The sequence below is a fragment of the Pseudomonas sp. Root329 genome (assembly GCF_001424925.1).
GTDB classification, from domain to species: Bacteria; Pseudomonadota; Gammaproteobacteria; order Pseudomonadales; family Pseudomonadaceae; genus Aquipseudomonas; species Aquipseudomonas arabinosi.
In genome coordinates this window covers 180,148-202,467 of the sequence record NZ_LMCV01000002.1, presented here as the reverse complement: position 1 = coordinate 202,467, position 22,320 = coordinate 180,148, and the positions used below count along the sequence as shown (strand labels likewise).

Below are 22,320 nucleotides of genomic sequence, written 5' to 3'. Positions count from 1 at the left end.
ATCATATTGGTATATCGCGAAGTACCGATTTAAAGTTCGCCTCATCGCGATATAGCGTTTTACTCATCACGAGCCCAAACCATGACCATCGACCTCGACGAAATAATAAAAGCCCTGGCACACCCAGTACGCCGAGACATCCTCATCTGGCTGAAAGATCCCAAAGCCCAGTTCCCGGAACAGATCCACAACCACGAGTACGGCATTTGCGCCGGACAGATCGATCAACGCTGCGGCCTGTCGCAGTCGACCGTGTCCGCCCATTTGGCGAACTTGCAACGTGCGGGACTGATCAGTAGCCAGAAAGCCGGTCAATGGCACTTCTTCAAACGCAACGAGGACGTGATTCAGGCGTTCCTCGATGCCATCGTCAAGGAGCTCAGCGCTCCGGCAAGGAATTAACAATGCCCCTCTCGCTACTCATTCTGGCCTTGAGCGCCTTCGCCATCGGCACCACCGAATTCGTCATCATGGGCTTGCTGCCCGATGTGGCGGCCGACCTCGGTGTGTCGATCCCCGGCGCCGGCTGGCTGGTGACCGGTTACGCCCTGGGCGTGGCCATCGGTGCGCCGTTCATGGCACTGGCCACCTCTCGATTGCCGCGCAAGGCCGCGCTGGTAGCGTTGATGGGGATTTTCATCGTCGGCAACCTGCTCTGTGCAATGGCGACCGACTACAACGTGCTGATGTTTGCCCGTGTCGTGACCGCCCTCTGCCACGGTGCGTTCTTCGGCATTGGTTCGGTGGTGGCAGCGGGGCTGGTGCCGGCTAACAAGCGCGCTTCGGCGGTGGCTCTGATGTTCACCGGTCTGACCCTGGCCAACGTGCTCGGCGTTCCGCTGGGCACCGCGCTCGGTCAGGAAGCCGGCTGGCGTTCGACCTTCTGGGCGGTGACCGTGATTGGTGTGATTGCGCTAATCGGCCTGATCCGCTTCCTCCCGGCCAAGCGTGATGAAGAGAAACTCGACATGCGCGCCGAACTGCGTGCCCTCAAAGGCGCCGGGATCTGGCTGTCCCTGAGCATGACCGCGTTGTTCGCAGCTTCCGTATTCACCCTGTTCACCTACGTCGCCCCGCTGCTCGGCGATGTCACCGGGGTCTCGCCCAAAGGCGTGACCTGGACCCTGATGCTCATCGGCCTGGGCCTGACAGTCGGCAACATCATCGGCGGCAAGCTGGCTGACAAAGGCATGGCCGCGACGCTAATAGGCGTCTTCATCTCGATGGCCGTGATCTCGACCGTACTGACCTGGACCAGCGTCGCGCTGATCCCGACCGAAATCACCCTGTTCCTCTGGGCCACCGCGTGCTTTGCCGCCGTGCCCGCCCTGCAAGTGAACGTGGTGACCTACGGCAAGGCCGCACCGAACCTGGTGTCGACCCTGAACATCGGCGCTTTCAACATCGGCAACGCACTGGGTGCCTGGGTCGGTGGCAGCGTCATCGCCCACGGTTTCGGCTTGACCAGCGTTCCTCTCGCGGCAGCAGCACTGGCGGTACTCGCCCTGCTGGTGACCCTGATTACCTTCCGTCAGAGCGGCAATCCCGAACTGGCCCCTGCTACCAACTGATCTCTACAAGAGAGCTATTTCATGACGACTATTTTCGATCCGATCAAACTGGGCGACCTTGAGTTGGCCAACCGCATTATCATGGCGCCGCTGACCCGTTGCCGCGCCGACGAAGGCCGCGTGCCAAACGCGCTGATGGCCGAGTACTACGTACAACGCGCCTCGGCCGGCCTGATCCTCAGCGAGGCCACGTCGGTCACGCCGATGGGCGTCGGCTACCCGGACACTCCGGGTATCTGGTCCAACGATCAGGTGCGTGGCTGGGCTAACGTCACCAAGGCGATCCACGGCGCGGGCGGCAAGATTTTCCTGCAACTGTGGCACGTCGGTCGTATTTCCCACGGGTCGTACCTGGGCGGTGAAGCGCCGGTCGCACCGAGCGCCATTCAGCCAAAAGGCCATGTCAGCCTGGTTCGCCCACTGGCCGACTTCCCAACCCCACGCGCCCTGGAAACCGCTGAAATCGCCGACATCGTCGACGCCTACCGCGTCGGTGCCGAGAACGCCAAGGCGGCCGGTTTCGACGGAGTGGAAATCCACGGCGCCAACGGTTACCTGCTCGACCAGTTCCTGCAAAGCAGCACCAACCAGCGCACCGACAACTACGGCGGTTCCGTGGAAAATCGTGCGCGCCTGTTGCTGGAAGTGACCGATGCCGCGATCGAAATCTGGGGCGCTGGCCGCGTTGGTATGCACCTGTCGCCCCGTGCCGATCTCCATGACATGGGCGACGACAACCTGTCCGAGACCTTCACTTACGTCGCTCGCGAACTGGGCAAACGTGGCATCGCCTTCATCTGCTCCCGCGAGAAAGAAGATGGCGACAGCCTGGGTCCACAATTGAAAGAAGCATTCGGCGGCCCATACATCGTCAACGAACGCTTCACCAAAGACAGCGCCAACGCCTGGCTCGCCAGCGGCAGGGCTGATGCGGTGGCCTTCGGCGTGCCATTCATTGCCAACCCTGACTTGCCGGCACGGTTGAAGGCCGATGCGCCGCTGAACGAGGCGCGTCCTGAACTGTTCTACGCCAAGGGCCCGGTCGGCTACATCGACTACCCAGTGTTGTAAGCGTCCCCCCTTGAAACACAAAAGCCCCGACTCGAAAGAGCCGGGGCTTTTGCGTATGGAAGATCAAAGGATCGCTGCTTTCGGCAGCTACAGGGTGTACGCCTTTCGAATAATGCAGGCGCTATCGAAGGCTGCGATCTTGTCAGCGCTTGCGCTGTCCCCAGGCCACCGCAAGACCGCTGAGGCAAATCACCGCAATCCCGATCACGCCGAAGCTGTCCGGGGTATGGTCAAAGATCAAATACCCGTACATCCCGGCAAACAGGATCTGTCCGTAACTGAAGGGGGCCAGCATCGCCGGTGCCGCATGGCGGAAGGCCTGGGTCAGCAACATGTGGCCGAGCATGCCGCAAGTGCCCAGGCCAATCATGAACAGGCCGTGCAGCAACGTCGGCGTACTCCAGAAGAACGGCAACAGCGCACTCATGATCAGGCTGTTGAGAATGCCGGTCAGAAAGTTGCTGGTGGTCGGGCTGTCGATACCGCTGAGCAGGCGGGTGAGCAATTGATAGAAGCCAAAACACAAGGCCGAGCACAGTGGCAACAAGATCGCCGGGGTGAACAGAGCGCCGCCGGGCCGCACGACGATCAACACGCCGACAAATCCACCCAGTACCGCCAGCCACTGATTGCGTGTTACCCGCTCATGCAGCAACGGTACAGACAATGCGGTTACTAATAACGGTGCAAGAAAGGTGACGGCCGTGGCCTCAGCCAAGGGGATGTAACGCAGACCGGTGGTGAAAAACAAGCTGGTGCCGATCAAACACAGGGCGCGTAATAACTGCAGTCCGGGACGCTTGGTGCGCACCACCGCCAAAAAACCACTGCGCGGCACGAAAATCACCAGCATCAACAAGGTGTGCACCACGTAGCGCGCCCAAACCACCATCACGATCGGGTAGAAGCCGGACAGGTACTTGGACAACGTGTCGTGGCTGGCGAACAACAAAACCGCCAGACAGATCAGCGCTATGCCCTTGATCGGCTGCTCGACGCCCTTGTAGCCCGGGTCGTTCACACTCATTCACACACTCGACACAAAATCCCTACAAAATACGTAGCTCGCTACCTATCAACCCGGCGAACGTACGTATATAAAAGCACCCCATTACAGAAAGGCGAGCGACGCAGGGATATTCCCCGCTTCAAGTCTTGACACAAACTGATCCAATTACACACTTTGTTTCATTTGCGCAGGCTGGGGCTGAAGCGCAGCATGTCCAACCCTGTATCGACCCAACGCTCGGCGTCGATGTGCAGTTCAAAGCTGTCGGGCGCCAACAGCCACTGATACAGGATGCCATCGATATAAGCATGAATGCTGATGGCCGCGCGGGCCGTATCGAGGTTTTCCGGTAACTGCCCCCGATTGACCGCATTGCTCAGCGCCAGGGCGATTCGCACATTGCAATCAAGGCTGACCTCTCGGCGCTGCTGGCGCAGGTCGCACATTTCATCGGTGAATTCGCACTTATGAAACAGAATCTCATTGATGCGTCGGGTTTTCGGGTCCAGGGCAACTTGATGAAACAAATGAATCAGCAGCTTGCGCATACAGCCGAGGGGATCGAGTTCATCTTCACTTTCACTGGCCTTGGCCATTTCATCCAGCGGCTCTTGCAGGGTATCAAGCATGGCCTGCACCAAATCCGCCTTGTTGCTGAAATGCCAGTAGATAGCGCCGCGCGTGACCCCGGCCAGGGTAGCGATATCCGCCAGTGTCGTGCGCGCCACGCCCCTTTCGTAAAAGGCTTTTTCTGCCGCTTCCAGTATCTGGCTGCGGGTTTCTTGAGCTTCCTCTTTGGTGCGACGGACCATGGCAGTACAACCTCAATCAGGATGCTTCAGCGATGCCTGAACATCCGCTGAATAAAAGTGGGGCGAGCGCTCTTGGGCGTCTTCCCCGGCCTACAATTCGAACCCTTGAACGGCTTTTGTAATGGTGTGGATACGCGGCCAAGGTATTTACAAACAACCATGAACGTAAGTATATTCCTTAGCAAGCTACTTATCCACTCAGCGCACATTTTTTACCTTTCCACATTTCTAGTGCGCAATTAGCGCGCCTGACCCGAGGATTTTCATGCAATTCAAGCCAGCTGTTACCGCTCTGGTCACCGCCCTCGCCTTGGCATCGCTGCTCAGCGGATGCAAAAAGGAAGAGGCGGCACCTGCCGCACCACCCCCTCAGGTCGGCGTCGTTACTCTGCAACCTCAAGCCTTCACCCTGACCTCCGAGCTTCCGGGCCGTACCAGCGCGTACCGCATCGCCGAAGTTCGCCCTCAGGTCAACGGCATCATTCTCAAGCGCCTGTTCAAGGAAGGCGGCGACGTCAAGGCCGGCCAGCAGCTGTATCAGATCGATCCAGCCGTTTATGAAGCCACCCTGAAAAGTGCCGAAGCCAACCTGCAACAGACCAAATCGATCTCCGACCGCTACAAGCAGTTGGTCAACGAACAGGCCGTGAGCCGTCAGGAATACGACACAGCCCTGGCCAACCGGTTGCAATCGGAAGCCGCCCTGCAAAGCGCCCAGATCAATGTGCGTTACACCAAGGTTTACGCGCCACTCTCCGGCCGCATTGGCCGCTCGACCGTAACTGAAGGCGCGCTGGTCACCAGCGGCCAGGTCGACGCGATGGCGGTGATTCAGCAACTGGACCCAATCTACGTCGATGTGACCCAGTCTTCGGTTGAGCTGCTGGAACTGCGCCGCGAACTGGAAAGCGGCCGTCTGCAAAAATCCGGCGACAACGCGGCCAAGGTCAAGCTGACCCTCGAAGACGGCAGCGAGTACAAACAGGAAGGCAAACTCGAGTTCTCGGAAGTCTCGGTGGACCAGACCACCGGTTCCGTGACCTTGCGTGCGGTATTCCCCAACCCTGACCACACCCTGCTGCCAGGCATGTTTGTACACGCCCAATTGCAGGCCGGTGTGAACAGTGCAGCGATCCTCGCCCCGCAACAAGGCGTGACCCGTGATCTCAAAGGCACCCCGACCGCGCTGGTCGTCGGTCCGGACAACAAGGTCGAACTGCGTCAGCTCAAGGCCAGCCGCACTGTCGGTAGCCAGTGGCTGATCGAAGACGGTCTGAAGGCCGGCGATCGACTGATCACCGAAGGGCTGCAATTCGTTAAACCTGGCGTCGAAGTAAAGGCCAGTGAAGCGACTAACGTTGGCGCAAAGAACCCGGCCCCCGCAAAAGTAGCTGACAAGGCTTCCAGCGGCAAAGGGGAGTAAACCATGTCCAGATTTTTTATCGACCGTCCGATTTTTGCCTGGGTAATTGCCCTGGTCATCATGCTGGTCGGGGCACTATCGATCCTCAAACTCCCGATCAACCAATACCCGAGCATTGCGCCTCCGGCCATTGCGATCCAGGTGACCTACCCGGGCGCATCCGCACAAACCGTGCAGGACACCGTGGTGCAGGTGATCGAGCAACAGCTCAACGGTATCGATAACCTGCGTTATGTCTCGTCGGAAAGTAACTCCGACGGCAGCATGACCATTACCGCGACCTTCGAGCAGGGCACCAACTCCGATACCGCGCAGGTTCAGGTCCAGAACAAACTGAACCTGGCCACCCCGCTGCTGCCGCAAGAAGTGCAGCAACAGGGTATCCGCGTGACCAAGGCAGTGAAGAACTTCCTGTTGGTGATCGGCGTGGTATCGCGCGACGGCAGCATGACCAAGGACGACCTGTCCAACTACATCGTGTCGAACATGCAGGACCCGATCTCCCGGACCGCCGGTGTCGGTGACTTCCAGGTCTTCGGCTCCCAGTATGCGATGCGTGTCTGGCTCGACCCGGCCAAGCTGAACAACTTCAACCTGACGCCAGTGGACGTCAAAGCAGCCATCGCGGCGCAGAACATCCAGGTGTCTTCCGGCCAGTTGGGCGGCTTGCCTGCTGCACCCGGCCAGCAGTTGAACGCCACCATCATCGGCAAGACCCGTCTGCAGACCGCCGAGCAGTTCAACAAGATCCTGCTCAAGGTCAACAAGGACGGTTCGCAAGTGCGCCTGTCCGATGTCGCCGATGTCGGTCTGGGTGGTGAAAACTACAGCATCAACGCGCAGTTCAACGGCGCACCGGCTTCCGGTCTGGCGGTGAAACTGGCCAACGGTGCCAACGCCCTCGACACCGCGAAAGCCCTGCGCAAGACCATCGAAACCCTCAAGCCATTCTTCCCGCAAGGGATGGAAGTGGTGTTCCCGTACGACACCACGCCGGTGGTGACCGAGTCGATCAAGGGTGTGGTTGAAACCCTGGTCGAAGCCATCGTGCTGGTGTTCCTGGTGATGTTCCTGTTCCTGCAAAACTTCCGCGCCACCGTCATCACCACGATGACCGTGCCCGTGGTACTGCTGGGGACCTTCGGGATCCTCGCGGCATTCGGTTTCAGCATCAACACCCTGACCATGTTCGGTATGGTGCTGGCCATCGGCTTGCTGGTGGACGACGCCATCGTCGTGGTGGAAAACGTCGAACGGGTCATGAGCGAAGAAGGCCTGTCACCCAAGGAGGCTACCAAGAAATCCATGGGGCAGATCCAGGGTGCACTGGTCGGTATTGCCCTGGTGCTGTCGGCGGTACTGCTGCCGATGGCGTTCTTCAGCGGTTCCACCGGTGTGATCTACAAGCAGTTCTCGATCACCATCGTCTCGGCCATGGCCCTGTCGGTACTGGTCGCGCTGATCTTCACCCCGGCGCTCTGCGCGACCATGCTCAAGGCGATTCCGAAAGGCGAGCACGGCACGCCGAAACGCGGCTTCTTCGGCTGGTTCAACCGCAATTTCGACCGTGGCGTCAAAAGCTACGAACGTGGCGTGGGCAACATGCTCGCGAACAAGGCCCCGTACTTGCTGGCCTACCTCGTCATCCTGGTCGGCATGATCTGGCTGTTCACCCGCATTCCAACGGCGTTCCTGCCCGAAGAAGATCAGGGTGTACTGTTTGCTCAGGTGCAGACTCCGGCCGGCTCCAGCGCCCAGCGTACGCAAGTGGTGATCGATGAGATGCGCTCCTACCTGCTGGATAAGGAATCGAGCGCCGTGGCCTCGGTCTTTACCGTCAACGGCTTCAACTTCGCCGGTCGCGGCCAAAGCTCGGGCCTGGCGTTCATCATGCTCAAGCCGTGGGATCAGCGGGATGCGGAAAACAGCGTGTTCAAACTCGCTGCCCGCGCCCAGCAGCACTTCTTCACCTTCCGCGATGCAATGGTGTTTGCCTTCGCCCCGCCGGCGGTACTGGAACTGGGTAACGCCACCGGTTTCGACGTCTTCCTGCAAGACCGTGCCGGTATCGGTCACGACAAGCTGATGGAAGCGCGAAACCAGTTCCTCGGCATGGCCGCGCAGAGCAAGGTGCTCTACCAGGTGCGTCCGAACGGCCTGAACGACGAGCCGCAGTACCAGCTGGAAATTGATGACGAAAAGGCTAGTGCTCTGGGCATCACCCTCACCGACATCAACAGCACCCTGTCGATCGCCTTGGGCAGTAGCTACGTCAACGACTTCATCGACCGTGGTCGAGTGAAGAAAGTGTACGTGCAAGGCCAACCGGGTGCGCGTATGAGCCCGGAAGACATCAAGAAGTGGTATGTACGCAACGCCAAGGGAACCATGGTGCCTTTCTCGGCCTTCGCCAAGGGTGAGTGGATCTACGGTGCACCGAAGCTCTCGCGTTACAACGGCGTAGAAGCGATGGAAATCCTCGGTGCCCCGGCTCCGGGCTACTCCACCGGTGAAGCCATGGCGGAAGTCGAAGCCCTGGCCAAGAAACTACCGGCCGGTGTCGGTATTTCCTGGACCGGCCTGTCGTACGAAGAACGGCTGTCCGGCTCTCAGGCTCCCGCGCTGTACGCGTTGTCGCTGCTGATGGTGTTCCTGTGCCTGGCAGCGCTGTACGAAAGCTGGTCGATTCCGATCGCGGTGATGTTGGTGGTGCCTTTGGGGATCATCGGTGCATTGTTGGCAACCAGTCTGCGGGGACTCTCCAACGACGTTTACTTCCAGGTGGGCCTGTTGACGACCATTGGTCTGGCGGCGAAAAACGCCATTTTGATTGTCGAATTTGCCAAAGAACTGCATGAACAAGGGCGTAGCCTGCGCGATGCCGCAGTCGAAGCCTGCCGGATGCGTTTACGACCGATCATCATGACGTCGCTCGCTTTCGTCCTCGGTGTGGTACCACTGGCTATTTCCACGGGTGCAGGTTCGGGTAGCCAGCATGCGATCGGTACCGGGGTGATTGGCGGTATGCTCACGGCCACGATCCTGGCGATCTTCTGGGTCCCACTGTTTTTCGTCACCGTGTCGGCCATGGGGCAGCGCAAAATCGCTGACCAGGACGACGCTCTAGAACCTTCTAAAGAGGCTGGCTTATGAGCAAGTCGCTACTTTCCCTGGCTGTTGCCGCCTTCGTGCTCGGTGGCTGCTCGCTGATTCCCGATTATCAGCAGCCTGAAGCTCCGGTGGCGGGCCAGTACCCGCAAGGTCCGGCGTATTCGTCGGCCCAGGCGCCTGCCCAGGCTGCCGCCGAACAGGGCTGGAAGCAGTTTTTCCATGACCCGGCGCTGCAACAACTGATCCAGGTCGCCCTGGAAAACAACCGTGACCTGCGTGTCGCGGCGTTGAACATCGACGCCTTTGCGGCTCAATACCGCATCCAGCGTGCCGATCTGTTCCCGGCCGTGTCGGCCAACGGCACCGGCAGCCGCCAGCGGGTCCCGGCTCGGGCCTCGCAGACAGGCCAAGCGGACATCACCAGTTCCTACTCGGCCACGGTCGGCATCAGCGCCTATGAACTCGACCTGTTCGGTCGGGTTCGCAGCCTGAGCGAAGAAGCGCTGCAGAAGTACTTCGCCACTGAAGAAGCACGACGCACCACCCAGATCAGCCTGGTGGCCAGTGTGGCCAACGCCTACCTGACCTGGCAGGCCGACAAGGAACTGCTGAAACTGACCCAGGACACCCTCGGTGCGTTCGAGGAGAGCTACAAGCTCACCGCCCGCAGCAACGAAGTGGGTGTCGCCTCAGCGTTGGACCTGGCCCAGTCGCGTACCTCGGTGGAAAACGCCCGCGCGCAAATGGCCAAGTACACCCGTCAAGTCGCCCAGGATGAAAACAGCCTGGTGTTGCTGCTCGGCACTGGCGTCCCGGCCAATCTGCAAGCGGCCAAGCCATTGGCTGACGACCTGCTGAGCGAAGTGCCGGCCGGTCTGCCATCGGACTTGCTGCAACGTCGTCCGGACATCCTCCAGGCCGAATACAACCTGAAAGCCGCCAACGCCAACATCGGCGCGGCACGGGCTGCGTTCTTCCCGAGCATCAGTCTGACGGCCAACGCCGGGACCCTGAGCCCGGACCTGTCCGGTCTGTTCAAGGGTGGTTCGGGCACATGGCTGTTCCAGCCGCAGATCAACCTGCCGATCTTCAACGCCGGCAGCCTGCGCGCCAGCCTGGACTATTCAAAAATCCAGAAAGACATCGGCGTGGCGAACTACGAGAAGTCCATTCAAACGGCCTTCCAGGAAGTCGCCGACGGCCTGGCCGCCCGCCAGACCTACACCGATCAGTTGCAGGCCCAGCATGATTTCGTCACCGCGAACCAGGACTACTACCGTCTGGCCGAGCGTCGTTATCGCATTGGTGTCGACAGCAACCTGACCTTCCTCGATGCCCAGCGCCAGCTGTTCAGTGCTGAGCAGGTACTGATCACCGACCGTCTGGCGCAACTGGTCAGTGCCGTCAATCTGTACAAGGCACTGGGCGGTGGCTGGAACGAGCAGACGGCGAAGAACGAGCCGTTGAAAGAAGAAGCGCCGAAGATGAAGTTGTTCTGATAGCGCTGTAAAACAAGAAGCCCACCGACTGGTGGGTTTTTTGTTAACCACAGGAAAGTTGTGTTGGCCTCACTGGCCTCTTCGCGAGCAAGCCCGCTCCCACATTTAACCGGGTTCTTCCAGAAAGAATGCGGTCGAGTGTGGGAGCGGGCTTGCTCGCGAAGGGGCCGGCCCAAACAACACAAACCCTTGCCAATCTTATGTTCGATAATCGCCCAAAACCCGCTTTCACCGATTGAACCATCCGGTCCATTCCCCGCACCATTCGTCGCACAAGACCAATAACAACAGGTTCGACACCATGCCCCCGCGCCCTGCCCTGTCCGGCTGATCCCGTTCGTTTTTATCCCGAATTCAAATTTTGGTCTGCACCCCCCCAAGTTGCGGCAGCGCCCCGTTTCACGCCTAAAAACTAGAGAGACCCGAGCACATGACACCTTCCAATACTCAACACTGGTTCCCCAGCCTCATCGCCGTTGCAATGGCCAGTACGGCTCTGCCCGCCATGGCCGAGGAGTCAGGCTTTGTCGAAGGTGCCAAGGTCAACCTGAACCTGCGCAACTTCTACATCAATCGCAACTTCACCAACCCGACCAAAGCTCAGGGCAAGGCAGAAGAATGGACACAAAGCTTCATCCTCGACGCCAAGTCCGGGTTCACTCAGGGCACCGTGGGGTTCGGCATGGATGTGCTGGGGCTGTACTCGGTGAAGCTCGATGGCGGTAAAGGCACGGGCGGTACGCAGTTGCTGCCGCTGGACCACGACGGTCGCCCGGCGGACAACTTCGGTCGCACCAACGTGGCGTTCAAGGCCAAGCTGTCGCAGACCGAAGTGAAGGTGGGCGAATGGATGCCGGTACTGCCGATCCTGCGTTCGGACGACGGTCGTTCCCTGCCGCAAACGTTCCGTGGTGGTCAGATCACCTCGAAGGAAATCAACGGCCTGACGCTCTACGGCGGCCAGTTCCGCGCCAACAGCCCGCGCGACGACAGCAGCATGAACGACATGTCGATGACCGGAAAACCAGCGTTCACCTCCGACCGTTTCAACTTCCAGGGCGGTGAATACGCCTTCAACGAGAAGCGCACCCAGATCGGTGTGTGGAACGCCGAACTCAAGGACATTTACAGCCAGCAGTACGTGAACCTGATCCACAGCCAGCCCATCGGCGACTGGACCCTGGGCGCCAACCTCGGTTTCTTCTACGGCAAGGATGACGGCAGCGCCCGGGCCGGCGAGCTGGACAACAAGACGTGGTCGGGCCTGTTCTCGGCCAAATACGGCGGCAACACCTTCTACGTCGGCCTGCAAAAACTCACCGGCGACAACGCCTGGATGCGGGTCAACGGCACCAGCGGCGGCACCCTGGCCAACGACAGTTACAACGCCAGTTATGACAATGCGAAAGAAAAATCCTGGCAGGTACGTCATGACTACAACTTCGTCGCCCTCGGCATTCCCGGCCTGACCCTGATGAACCGCTACATCAGCGGCGACAACGTCCACACCGGCACCATCACCGACGGCAAGGAATGGGGCCGCGAAAGCGAACTGGGCTACACCGTGCAGAGCGGCGCGCTCAAGGACCTCAACCTCAAATGGCGCAATTCGACTATTCGTCGTGACTTCAGCAACAACGAGTTCGATGAGAACCGGTTGATCGTCAGCTATCCGATCAGTTTGTTGTAAGGCTCAGGGACGTCTTCGCGGGCAAGTCGGATCGCCGCACCGCTCGCTCCTACAAGGGATCTTTGGTGAACGCAAATTCTGTGTTCACACCGGATAACTGTGGGAGTGAGCCTGCTCGCGATGGCGTCAGCTCAGACACCTAAAAACGCCAGGATCACTCCCGCGATTCAACCCCCAACTCATCCCACACCGACTCAGCGAGATGGAACGTCGCATTCGCTGCCGGAATGCCGCAGTAGATCGCGCTCTGCATGATCACTTCCTTGATCTCGCCGCGGGTCACGCCGTTGTTGGCGGCGGCGCGCAGGTGCAGTTTGAGTTCTTCGTTGCGGTTCATGCCGATCAGCATGGCCATGGTGATCAAGCTGCGGGTATGGCGCGGCAGCCCCGGACGGGTCCAGATGTCGCCCCAGGCATGGCGGGTGATCATCTCCTGAAACTCCGAGTTGAACTCGGTCAGCGCGTTCAGGCTGCGGTCGACGTGAGCGTCACCGAGTACTGCACGGCGGACTTTCAGGCCTTCGTCGTAACGTTGTTTCTCGTCCACAAAAAAGCCCTCAATGACCTGACAAAAACGCCAACACGCGCTCGCTGAATGCAGCGCCGGCCTGGACGTTGGACAGGTGCGCAGCATAGAACTCGGCGTACTCGGCGCCCTGCACATGTTCCTGAATGAAGTGCCCGCCAGACGGCGGCGTGACCGCGTCTTCGGTGCCGGCGATGACCAGCAGCGGCACCTTGATCGAGGACAGCTGATCGCGGAAATCGGCATCGCGCACGGCGGCACAGTTCGCGGCATACCCTTCAGGCGAGGTGGCCGCGAGCATGTCAGTAATCTTCTTCGCGGCAGCAGGATTGGCTTCGGCAAAATCCGCGGTGAACCAGCGCGCAATCGACGCATCACGCAAGGCGACCATGGCGGCCGGACCGTCACGCAGCACGGTTTCAATACGCGGGTTCCATACCGACGGATCACCGATTTTCGCCGCGGTGTTGCACACCACCAGTTTGTTCAGGCGATCACCAGCGTTGATCCCCAGCCACTGGCCGATCAAGCCGCCCATGGACAGGCCGCAAAAATGCGCGCGCTCGATGTGCAACGCATCCAGCAGCGCCAGCACGTCATGGCCCAGTTGCTCGATGCTGTACGGCCCCGGCGTGACCAGCGATTTTCCATGGCCACGGGTGTCGAAACGCAGCACGCGGAAATGCTCGGTGAACGCCGCAATCTGTGCGTCCCACATGTTCAGGTCGGTGCCCAGCGAGTTGGACAACACCAGCACCGGCGCATCCGCCGGGCCATCGAGTTGCGGCCCTTGAATTTGGTAGTGCAGTTCGCCCTCGGCGAGTTGTACGAAAGCCACAGCAATCTCCTTCAGGCAGTCAACGCAGAATGTTCAGCCACCGCTCGTTCGACCCAGGTATGGGCCTGACCGAGGTAATGGGCGGGGTCCAGCAGATGATCGAGTTCAGCAGACGAGAGTTCGGCAGTCACTTGCGGTTCGTCGCCGAGCACCGCTCGCAAATGACGTTGTTCAGTCACCGCGCGCTTGCAGCATTGCTCCAGCAAATGGTGCGCAGTGTCGCGGCCGACCCGTTGGGCGAGGACGATGCTCACCGCTTCGGCGAGCACCAGGCCTTGGGTCAAATCGAGGTTGCGGGCCATGCGCTCGGCGTCCACTTCCAGTCCATCCGCCACCAGCCGCGCCTGCTTCAGGCTGCCGGACACCAGGCAGCAAATCTCTGGCAGGGTTTCCCATTCGGCATGCCACAGACCCAGGCTGCGCTCGTGTTCTTGAGGCATGGCGCTGAACAGCGTCGAGAGCAAACCGGGTACGCGAGTCGCCGCGCCGATCAGTACCGCCGCGCCCACCGGATTGCGTTTGTGCGGCATGGTCGAAGAACCGCCCTTGCCCGGTGCCGAGGGTTCAAACACCTCACCCGCCTCGGTCTGCATCAACAGGCTGATGTCACGACCCAGTTTGCCGAGGCTGCCGGCGATCAATCCCAGTACCGAGCCGAACTCCACCAAGCGATCTCGCTGGGTGTGCCAAGGTTGATCCGGTAGTGTCAGTTTCAATTCTTCAGCCAGCGCCTGGGCAATCGGCATCGCCTGCTCGCCGAGGGCCGCCAGGGTTCCGGAGGCCCCGCCGAATTGCAGCACCAGCAGCCGCGGTTTGAGTTCGCGCAGACGCTGACGACTGCGAGTGACAGCGCCCAGCCAACCGGCGATCTTCATCCCGAGGGTGACGGGCGTCGCGTGCTGCAGCCAGGTGCGCCCGGCCAGTGGTGTGGCAACATAACGCTGAGCCTGGCTCGAGAGGGTTTCGCCCAGTTGCGCCAGATCGATTTCGATCAGTTCCAAAGCACGGCGCAGTTGCAACACCAGTCCGGTGTCCATCACGTCCTGGCTGGTCGCGCCCAGATGCACATAGCGCTCGGCTTCGGCATGGTTGGCCGCGATCTGTTTACCCAGCGCCTTGACCAACGGAATCGCCGAATTGCCCGCCGTGGCAATCGCCTCACCGAGGGCGACAAAGTCGTAATGCCCGGCCTGACAGGCCGCTTCAATCGGCGCGACAGCCGTCTGCGGAATCAGCCCGACTCGCGCCTCGGCCCGGGCCAGTGCTGCTTCGAAATCAAGCATCGCTTGAACCCGACCCTGATCGCAGAACACCTCACGCATGTCGCGGGCAGTGAAATAGGCATCGAACAATTGATTGCCCGGTCGCTCGTTCATAAACAGTCCCTGGAGGCGTGGGCCGGTCAGGCCCACGGGTAAAGATCAAAGGTCGTTTTCCAAATACTTCGCCTGTTTCGGCAAGCGCAGGCTGAACAGGAACGCCACCGCCATCATCACCGTCACGTACCAGTAGAAGGAGTTTTCCATGCCCCCGGCTTTGAGGCTCAGGGCCACGTATTCCGCCGAACCGCCGAAGATTGCATTCGCCACCGCATACGCCAGGCCGACGCCCAAGGCACGCACCTCCGGCGGGAACATTTCGGCTTTTACCAGGCCGCTGATGGAGGTGTAAAAACTGACGATCGCCAGCGCCACGGTAATCAGCACGAAGGCCAGGAACGGACTGCTGACGCTTTTCAGACTCAGCAGGATCGGTACGGTGAACAACGTCCCCAGAGCGCCGAACCACAGCATCGAGTTACGTCGGCCGATCTTGTCCGCGAGCATGCCGAACAGCGGCTGCATGCACATATAAAGGAACAGCGCGCCGGTCATGATGTAGCTGGCGGTCTTGGCCTGCATGCCGGCGGTGTTCACCAGGTATTTCTGCATGTACGTGGTGAAGGTGTAGAAAATCAGCGAGCCACCGGCGGTGTAACCGAGCACGGTGATGAACGCAGCCTTGTGGTCGCGAAACAGCGCACTGATGCTGCCGGCGTCCTTGTTCTCACGCATTTCCTTGCTGCTGGTTTCCTTGAGCGAGCGACGCAGGAACAGCGAAATCAACGCCGCCAACGCACCGACGACAAACGGGATCCGCCAGCCATAGGCGCGCAAATCATCCTCAGTGAGGAACTGTTGCAGGATGACCACCAGCGACACCGCCAGCAGTTGCCCACCGATCAGCGTCACGTACTGGAAGGAGGCGAAGAAACCGCGCTGGCCTTTGAGGGCCACTTCACTCATGTAGGTCGCGGTGGTGCCGTACTCACCGCCCACCGACAGGCCCTGAAGCAAGCGGGCGAACAGCAGCATGATCGGCGCCCAGACCCCGATGTCCTTGTAAGTCGGCAGGCAAGCGATGAGCAACGAACCGAAGCACATCATCAGAATCGAGATCAACATCGAATTCTTGCGCCCGTGCTTGTCCGCCAGCCGGCCGAAGATCCAGCCGCCGATGGGCCGCATCAGGAACCCGGCGGCGAACACGCCCGCCGTATTCACCAGCTGCACAGTCGGGTTATCGGACGGGAAAAAGGCAGGGGCGAAATAGATCGCGCAGAAGGCGTAGACGTAGAAGTCGAACCATTCGACGAGGTTGCCGGATGAGGCGCCGACAATCGCGAAGATCCTTTTGCTGCGCTCTTCACCGGTGTAGTGCGCTGTAGTAGCGGTGTTAGTTGTCATTGTTTTTTACTCAATGGGGACTGTGAGAGTCTAGACACACTTTGCAACAGCCCCGTTCCACAGATGCATTAGCGATGTAGATCCCTGTGGGAGCGGGCTTGCTCCGGGCGGCGTTCCGACGAAGGCGTCGTGTCAGTCGATATCAATGTTGCCTGACCCACCGCTTTCGTCGGAACGCCGCCCGGAGCAAGCCCGCTCCCACAGGTTTTGTAGCGCTCCATCAATAGTCGAAGAACACCGTTTCCGCATCGGTGCCCTGCAGGATCACATTCCACTGGTACACCCCGGACGCATTTTTCTTCGCCAGCAAGGTGCTGCGACGTTCAGCCGGCACACATTCCAGCAGCGGATCCGCCACGTTGGCCGGTTCGCCATCAAAGTAAATCCGCGTCAGCAAGTGCTTCACCAACCCGCGAGCAAACACCAGCACCACCAGATGCGGCGCCTGAGTCGTGCCTTTCAAGCCTTCCACCGTGCCCGGCTTGATCGTGGTGAAACGGAAACGCCCTTCTGCATCCACCGGAACCCGGCCAAACCCTTCGAAGTTCGGGTCCAGGGGTTTGTCCTGATCGTCTTCGGGGTGGTCATACTTGCCGGCGGCGTTGGCTTGCCAGACTTCCAGCATTGCGTCGTTGACGACGTCGCCGTTGCCATCGATGACTTGCCCGGTGATCGCCACGCGCTCGCCCAGGGTTTGTTCGACGGTCAGGTCTTCGCGGTTCAGCCAGGTCAGGCCGATGTGGTAATACGGCCCGACGGTGTGGGACGTGGTCGCGTTCAGCGTCATCTTATTTCTCCATCGGCGTGGCTTCGCGGCCGCGCAAGACGATGTCCCAGCGATAACCGAGGGCATAGGAAGGGATGGTTTTTTCCAGGTCGAAACTGGCGATCAACCGTTCTTTGGCGCTGGTATCGGGTACGCAGTTGTAGATCGGGTCGTAGGCCAGCAACGGGTCGCCCGGGAAATACATCTGCGTGACCAGGCGCGTCAGAATGCTCGGTCCGAACAGTGAGAAATGGATGTGCGCCGGGCGCCACGCGTTGTGGTGGTTGCCCCACGGATAGGCGCCGGGCTTGATGGTCTGGAACTGGTACCAGCCATCGGCGTCGGTCACGGTGCGGCCGGTGCCGGTGAAATTCGGGTCCAGCGGCGCATCGTGCAGGTCGCGATCATGGTTGTAGCGACCGGCGGCATTGGCCTGCCAGATCTCCACCAGAATCCCTGGCACCGGCAAGCCATCTTCATCCAGCACGCGGCCGTGAATGATGATGCGCTCACCCAATGGCTCGCCCTTGTGCTGGGCGGTCAGGTCGTTGTCCTTCTCCTGCAGACGCTCGGCGCCGATGGTCGGACCGGTAATTTCCGACAGCGAATGGGGCAAAAACACCAACGGCTTGGACGGCGAGCGACGGTTGGTGGATTGATAGGCCGGGTGCAGGTATTCCGGCTGGGTGCCCTCTTGCGGGCGGCGGTAACCAGGCTTGTCAGTCATGAAGCATTCCTCAGTTCTTATTCATCAACGCTGCGCGTCAGACCCGTTCGATCGCCAAGGCCAGACCCTGGCCCACGCCGACGCACATGGTCGCCAGACCTTTCTTGCCGCCAGTCTTTTCCAGCTGATGCAGCGCGGTCAGTACCAGACGCGCGCCACTCATGCCCAACGGATGGCCCAAGGCAATGGCGCCACCGTTCGGGTTGACCTGGGCTGCGTCGTCCGCCAGCCCCAGTTCCCGCAGCACCGCCAAGCCTTGGCTGGCGAACGCTTCGTTGAGTTCGATCACATCGAAATCGCTGACGGCCAGACCGAGGCGCTCGGTCAATTTACGCACCGCCGGCACCGGGCCGATGCCCATTACACGCGGTGCGACACCGGCACTGGACATGCCCAGTACTTTGGCGCGAGCCGTCAGGCCGTGCTTTTTCACCGCTTCGGCCGAGGCCAGAATCAATGCCGCCGCACCGTCGTTCACCCCGGAAGCATTGCCGGCGGTCACGGTTTTGTCGGGACCGTTGACCGGTTTGAGTTTGGCCAGGGTTTCCAGGGTGGTGTCAGCGCGAGGATGCTCATCCTGGCTGACGACACTTTCACCCTTCTTGTGGGCAATGCGCACTTCAACGATTTCTTCGGCGAAAAATCCTGCGGCTTGCGCGGCGGCTGTCCGCTGCTGACTGCGCAGTGCGAAAGCGTCCTGATCCTCGCGGGAAACTTCGTAATCGTCAGCCACGTTGTCGGCGGTCTGCGGCATCGCGTCGACGCCGTATTGGGCTTTCATCAACGGGTTGATAAAACGCCAGCCGATGGTGGTGTCTTCCAGCTTCATGTTGCGCGAAAACGCCGCGTCAGCCTTGCCCATCACGAACGGTGCGCGGGACATCGACTCGACGCCGCCGGCAATTGCCAGCTCCATCTCGCCACTGGCGATGGCGCGGAAGGCGGTGCCGATGGCGTCCATACCCGAGGCGCAGAGGCGATTGAGGGTCACGCCCGGAATGGTTTCCGGCAGGCCCGCCAGCAACAACGCCATGCGCGCCACGTTGCGGTTGTCTTCGCCGGCCTGGTTGGCGCAACCGAGGAACACCTCGTCCACCGCGTTCCAGTCCACCGACGGGTTGCGCTCCATCAATGCCTTGATCGGCACGGCAGCCAGGTCGTCGGCGCGAACCGCCGACAGACCGCCGCCGAAACGGCCGATGGGGGTGCGAATCGCATCGCAGATATAAACGTCACGCATCAGGCTTCTCCGGGTGCTTGGCCATGGGCCGCGGCGGTGCGGGCTTCCAGATCACGCAGCGCCTTCAGTTCAACTTCGGTCGGCTCCGCAGTGTTTTCAACATTTTCTGCGAAGCGAATCGCCCAACCGGTTGCGGCGGTGACTTGCTCGCGGGTCACGCCTGGGTGCAGCGCGGTGACCACGAATTCATGGGTGCCGGCTTCCGGTTCCATGATGCACAGGTCGGTAATGATGCCGACCGGACCGGCGCCCGGCAGGCCGAGACGCTTGCGCGAATCACCGCCCTCGCCATGGCCGACCGAGGTAATGAAGTCGAGTTTGTCGACAAAGGAACGCGCCGACTGCTTGAGGATGATCAGCACGCTTTTGGCCGAGCCAGCGATCTCCGGCGCACCACCGGCACCCGGCAGGCGGACTTTCGGCGCGTGGTAATCGCCAACGACCGTGGTGTTGATATTGCCAAAGCGGTCGACTTGCGCGGCACCGAGGAAACCGACGTCGATGCGCCCGCCCTGCAACCAATAGCGAAAAATCTCACCGGTCGGGACGACGGTGTCGGCGGTTTCCGCCAGCTCACCGTCACCGATCGACAGCGGCAGTACGCTCGGCTTGGCACCGATCGGACCCGATTCGTAGATCAGGACTACATCCGGCGAGGAAGTCAGACGCGCCAGGTTGGCGGCTTTCGACGGCAGGCCGATGCCGACGAAACACACCGAACCGTTTTTCAGACGGCGGGCAGCGGCGACGGTCATCATTTCATTGGTGGTGTAAGTCATTACTTGGCCTCCGAAGCAGCGGCCAGTTTGGCCTGGAACTCGCTGAAGTCAGCGCAGCCGTGGATGTACTCGTTGATCCACGCGGTGAAGGTTTCACGGTCGCGGGCAATCGGGTCCCAAGCCTGGTAGAAACGGTTATCGCGTTCGTTGTAACCGTGAGCGTAGGACGGATGCGCACCGCCGGGGACGTGGCAGACCGCGCTCAAGGCCCAGGTCGGCAGAACGCAGGAGTTCATCGGTGCATTGAGGTCGTCGACGATTTCCTCGACGGTAACGATGCAGCGCTTGGCGGCCAGTGCCGCTTCTTTCTGTACGCCGAGAATGCCCCACAGCAACACGTTGCCTTTGCGGTCGGCTTTCTGTGCGTGAATCACGGTGATGTCCGGGCGCACCGAAGGCACGGCCGCCAACACTTCACCGGTGAATGGGCAGGTGACGGTTTTGATCAGCGGATTGACCTTCGGCAGGTCGGAGCCGGCGTAGGCACGCAGCACCGCGAATGGTAGGCCGGAGGCGCCAGCGACGTAGGCGTTTGCCAGGTCGGCATGGCTGTGTTCTTCGATTTCCAGCGCGTGGGGCCACTGCTTCTCAACGGCGTCACGCAGGCGATGCAGCGAACCGACGCCCGGGTTGCCGCCCCAGGAGAAAATCAGCTTGCGAGCACAACCGGCGCCGATCAACTGGTCGTAGATCAGGTCAGGCGTCATCCGCACCAGGGTCAGGTCTTTCTTGCCCTGGCGAATGATTTCGTGACCCGCCGCCGTAGGAATCAGGTGAGTGAAGCCTTCGAGCGCGACGGTATCGCCGTCGTTAACGAATTGCTTCACCGCGTCGTGCAGCGAAAGGATTTCAGCCATGGGGCAGGCTCCCGTTTTGTTATGAACCGACAGTGGAAGAAAAAGGCGCGATGCGCAGCGCCGGAATGACTGAAGAGTAAGCTCCTGAAAAACGCCAAACAATCCGATAATCGACTGAGTGTTCGTTTATCGAACAGATTGTTGTCTTACTACCGATCGCCACGCGGAGCGTGGGAACGATCATCACCAGCCCTCAGGTCGCATCCGCATGACTGACCATGCCCTTGATCACCACCGCCGTGGTCGCCAATGCCGCTGGAATCACCAGCGCTGTCAGCACCTGCTCGAAGTTCCAGCCCAGGCCCAGCAGCGTTGCGCCCATCCATGCGCCGAGAATCGCGCCAAAGCGGCCAATCCCGAGCATCCACGACACCCCGGTCGCCCGCCCCTGCGTCGGATAAAACCGCGCCGCCAATGAAGGCATCGCCGATTGCGCACCGTTGACGCACATCCCGGCCACCAGCACCAACGTCGCCAATAGTGTGATGTTGCCCAGGCTCTGCCCTACCGCGTAGGCAAACACCCCGGCGAATAGATAGAAAATGCCGATAACCTTGTGCGGATTGAACCGGTCCATCGCCCAGCCCACGCCCACCGCGCTCAATACCCCACCAAACTGGAACAACGCACCAATGAACGCCGCCTGCTCCATGCTCGCGCCACTGTCACGCATCAGCGTCGGCAGCCAACTGGTCAGCAGATAAACGATCACCAACCCCATGAAGTAGGTCAGCCACAGCAACAAGGTGCCGGTGCTGTAGGTGCCGGAGAAAATCACCGCGAACACGTTGCGGGCCTTCACGGTTTTCTGTTCTGGCACGCTGAAGCTGGAAGCCTGAGCGACGACGGTTGGATCGATGGGCGCCAGAGTCTTGCGCACTTTGTCAGTGCCGCGATTGCGGACGACGAGGTAGCGCGCCGATTCCGGCAGCCAGAACAGCAATACGACGGCGAGGATCAGCGGCAAAATCCCGCCGATCATCAGCAGACTGTGCCAGCCAAACGCCGGAATCAGTTTGGCGGAAATGAAACCGCCGCCCGCCATGCCAAGGTTGAAGCCGCAGAACATGCTGGTCACCAGCAGGGATTTCTTGCGCTCCGGGGTGTATTCGGACAGCAGCGTCGTGGCGTTCGGCATGCCGGCGCCAAGGCCCAGGCCAGTGAGGAATCGCAGCACCAGCAGCTGATCGACGTTGGTGCTGTAAGCCGAAGCCAGGCTGAACGCGCCGAACAACAGCACCGCGCCTACCAGTACGACTTTTCGCCCGAAGCGGTCAGCCAATGGGCCAGAACCCAGTGCGCCAAAGACCATGCCGATCAACGCCGCGCTCATCACCGGGCCGAGACTGGCGCGGTCGATGCCCCAATCCTGAGACAGGGCGGGCGCAATGAAACCCATGGCCGCCGTGTCGAGGCCATCGAGGAAAACAATCAGGAAACACAGGATCACCACTCGCCATTGGTAGCGCGAAATGGGTTGAGCATTGATGAAGGACTGCACGTCGAGGCAGTTTCCTACAGCAGACTGAGGCTGGTTCATTATTTTTATTCCACGCAAAGAACGCAGTCGAACAGGTGCCAGCCGAGGCTGACGCTGTCACAAGAAAGAGGGGTCGGGATCAGGCGATGCGGTTCCGGCAGGGAAACCGTTGGGAACAGCGACAGTCGGGAAACG

Annotated in this window: 19 protein-coding genes; 7 read left to right on the top strand and 12 right to left on the bottom strand. The window is 60.4% G+C overall.

Annotated features, from left to right (window positions below; all coding sequences use genetic code 11):
• Positions 1–81: 81 nt before the first annotated feature.
• From ASC74_RS03900 to ASC74_RS03890, 3 genes are read left to right on the top strand one after another with little or no spacing between them, the layout of a single operon-like run.
• Positions 82–402: an ArsR/SmtB family transcription factor gene (locus ASC74_RS03900; RefSeq protein ID WP_056739353.1), complete on the top strand. Its 321-nt coding sequence runs from the start codon at positions 82–84 to the stop codon at positions 400–402.
• A gap of 2 nt (positions 403–404) precedes the next feature.
• Positions 405–1,571: an MFS transporter gene (locus ASC74_RS03895; protein WP_008152916.1), complete on the top strand. Its 1,167-nt coding sequence runs from the start codon at positions 405–407 to the stop codon at positions 1,569–1,571.
• 21 nt (positions 1,572–1,592) lie between these two features.
• Positions 1,593–2,642, top strand: coding sequence for an alkene reductase (locus ASC74_RS03890; protein ID WP_056739351.1), 1,050 nt, complete (start codon positions 1,593–1,595; stop codon positions 2,640–2,642).
• A 142-nt stretch (positions 2,643–2,784) separates the two neighbouring features.
• Here the strand turns inward: ASC74_RS03890 and ASC74_RS03885 are convergent, their stop codons facing one another.
• Positions 2,785–3,669, bottom strand: coding sequence for a DMT family transporter (locus tag ASC74_RS03885; RefSeq protein ID WP_056739349.1), 885 nt, complete (start codon positions 3,667–3,669; stop codon positions 2,785–2,787).
• 161 nt (positions 3,670–3,830) lie between these two features.
• A complete protein-coding gene (gene emhR, locus ASC74_RS03880) occupies positions 3,831–4,463 on the bottom strand; it encodes an efflux system transcriptional repressor EmhR (protein ID WP_056739348.1) in 633 nt (210 codons plus the stop codon).
• A gap of 265 nt (positions 4,464–4,728) precedes the next feature.
• Here emhR and emhA point away from each other — a divergent pair, with 265 nt between their 5' ends.
• The 4 genes from emhA to ASC74_RS03860 all read left to right on the top strand — a co-directional run bounded on the left by emhA (position 4,729) and on the right by ASC74_RS03860 (position 12,186).
• Positions 4,729–5,886: an efflux RND transporter periplasmic adaptor subunit EmhA gene (gene emhA, locus ASC74_RS03875; RefSeq protein WP_056739346.1), complete on the top strand. Its 1,158-nt coding sequence runs from the start codon at positions 4,729–4,731 to the stop codon at positions 5,884–5,886.
• Positions 5,887–5,889: 3 nt separating this feature from the next.
• Positions 5,890–9,039, top strand: a complete 3,150-nt coding sequence (gene emhB, locus ASC74_RS03870; RefSeq protein WP_056739344.1) for an efflux RND transporter permease subunit EmhB — start codon at positions 5,890–5,892, stop codon at positions 9,037–9,039.
• The gene (gene emhC, locus ASC74_RS03865) at positions 9,036–10,496 is read left to right on the top strand and encodes an efflux RND transporter outer membrane subunit EmhC (protein ID WP_056739342.1); all 1,461 of its coding nucleotides are present in this window, start codon (positions 9,036–9,038) and stop codon (positions 10,494–10,496) included. The genes emhB and emhC overlap by 4 nt, the downstream gene beginning before the upstream one ends.
• Positions 10,497–10,926: 430 nt before the next feature.
• The gene (locus tag ASC74_RS03860; protein ID WP_056739340.1) at positions 10,927–12,186 is read left to right on the top strand and encodes an OprD family porin; all 1,260 of its coding nucleotides are present in this window, start codon (positions 10,927–10,929) and stop codon (positions 12,184–12,186) included.
• A gap of 154 nt (positions 12,187–12,340) precedes the next feature.
• Here ASC74_RS03860 and pcaC read toward each other — a convergent pair whose 3' ends face one another.
• The 10 genes from pcaC to ASC74_RS03810 form a co-directional block, all read right to left on the bottom strand.
• Positions 12,341–12,733: a 4-carboxymuconolactone decarboxylase gene (gene pcaC / locus ASC74_RS03855; RefSeq protein WP_033060940.1), complete on the bottom strand. Its 393-nt coding sequence runs from the start codon at positions 12,731–12,733 to the stop codon at positions 12,341–12,343.
• A 10-nt stretch (positions 12,734–12,743) separates the two neighbouring features.
• The gene (pcaD, locus tag ASC74_RS03850; protein WP_056739338.1) at positions 12,744–13,550 is read right to left on the bottom strand and encodes a 3-oxoadipate enol-lactonase; all 807 of its coding nucleotides are present in this window, start codon (positions 13,548–13,550) and stop codon (positions 12,744–12,746) included.
• 11 nt (positions 13,551–13,561) lie between these two features.
• Positions 13,562–14,926, bottom strand: coding sequence for a 3-carboxy-cis,cis-muconate cycloisomerase (locus tag ASC74_RS03845; RefSeq protein ID WP_056739336.1), 1,365 nt, complete (start codon positions 14,924–14,926; stop codon positions 13,562–13,564).
• A gap of 45 nt (positions 14,927–14,971) precedes the next feature.
• Positions 14,972–16,276, bottom strand: coding sequence for an MFS family transporter (locus tag ASC74_RS03840; RefSeq protein WP_056739333.1), 1,305 nt, complete (start codon positions 16,274–16,276; stop codon positions 14,972–14,974).
• Positions 16,277–16,496: 220 nt separating this feature from the next.
• Entirely contained in the window at positions 16,497–17,063 is a 567-nt protein-coding gene (gene pcaG / locus ASC74_RS03835) for a protocatechuate 3,4-dioxygenase subunit alpha (RefSeq protein WP_056739331.1), read from the bottom strand.
• A 1-nt stretch (position 17,064) separates the two neighbouring features.
• On the bottom strand, positions 17,065–17,769 hold the full coding sequence (pcaH, locus tag ASC74_RS03830) for a protocatechuate 3,4-dioxygenase subunit beta (protein ID WP_056739329.1): 705 nt from the start codon (positions 17,767–17,769) through the stop codon (positions 17,065–17,067).
• A 37-nt stretch (positions 17,770–17,806) separates the two neighbouring features.
• Positions 17,807–19,012, bottom strand: a complete 1,206-nt coding sequence (gene pcaF / locus ASC74_RS03825) for a 3-oxoadipyl-CoA thiolase (protein ID WP_177338830.1) — start codon at positions 19,010–19,012, stop codon at positions 17,807–17,809.
• A complete protein-coding gene (locus ASC74_RS03820) occupies positions 19,009–19,788 on the bottom strand; it encodes a CoA-transferase subunit beta (RefSeq protein ID WP_056739324.1) in 780 nt (259 codons plus the stop codon). Before ASC74_RS03820 ends, pcaF begins: the two co-directional genes overlap by 4 nt.
• Complete coding sequence (locus ASC74_RS03815; RefSeq protein ID WP_007947285.1) at positions 19,788–20,645, bottom strand: CoA transferase subunit A; 858 nt, start codon at positions 20,643–20,645, stop codon at positions 19,788–19,790. The genes ASC74_RS03820 and ASC74_RS03815 overlap by 1 nt, the downstream gene beginning before the upstream one ends.
• Positions 20,646–20,838: 193 nt before the next feature.
• Positions 20,839–22,185, bottom strand: coding sequence for an MFS transporter (locus tag ASC74_RS03810; RefSeq protein WP_046046211.1), 1,347 nt, complete (start codon positions 22,183–22,185; stop codon positions 20,839–20,841).
• Positions 22,186–22,320: the final 135 nt, after the last annotated feature.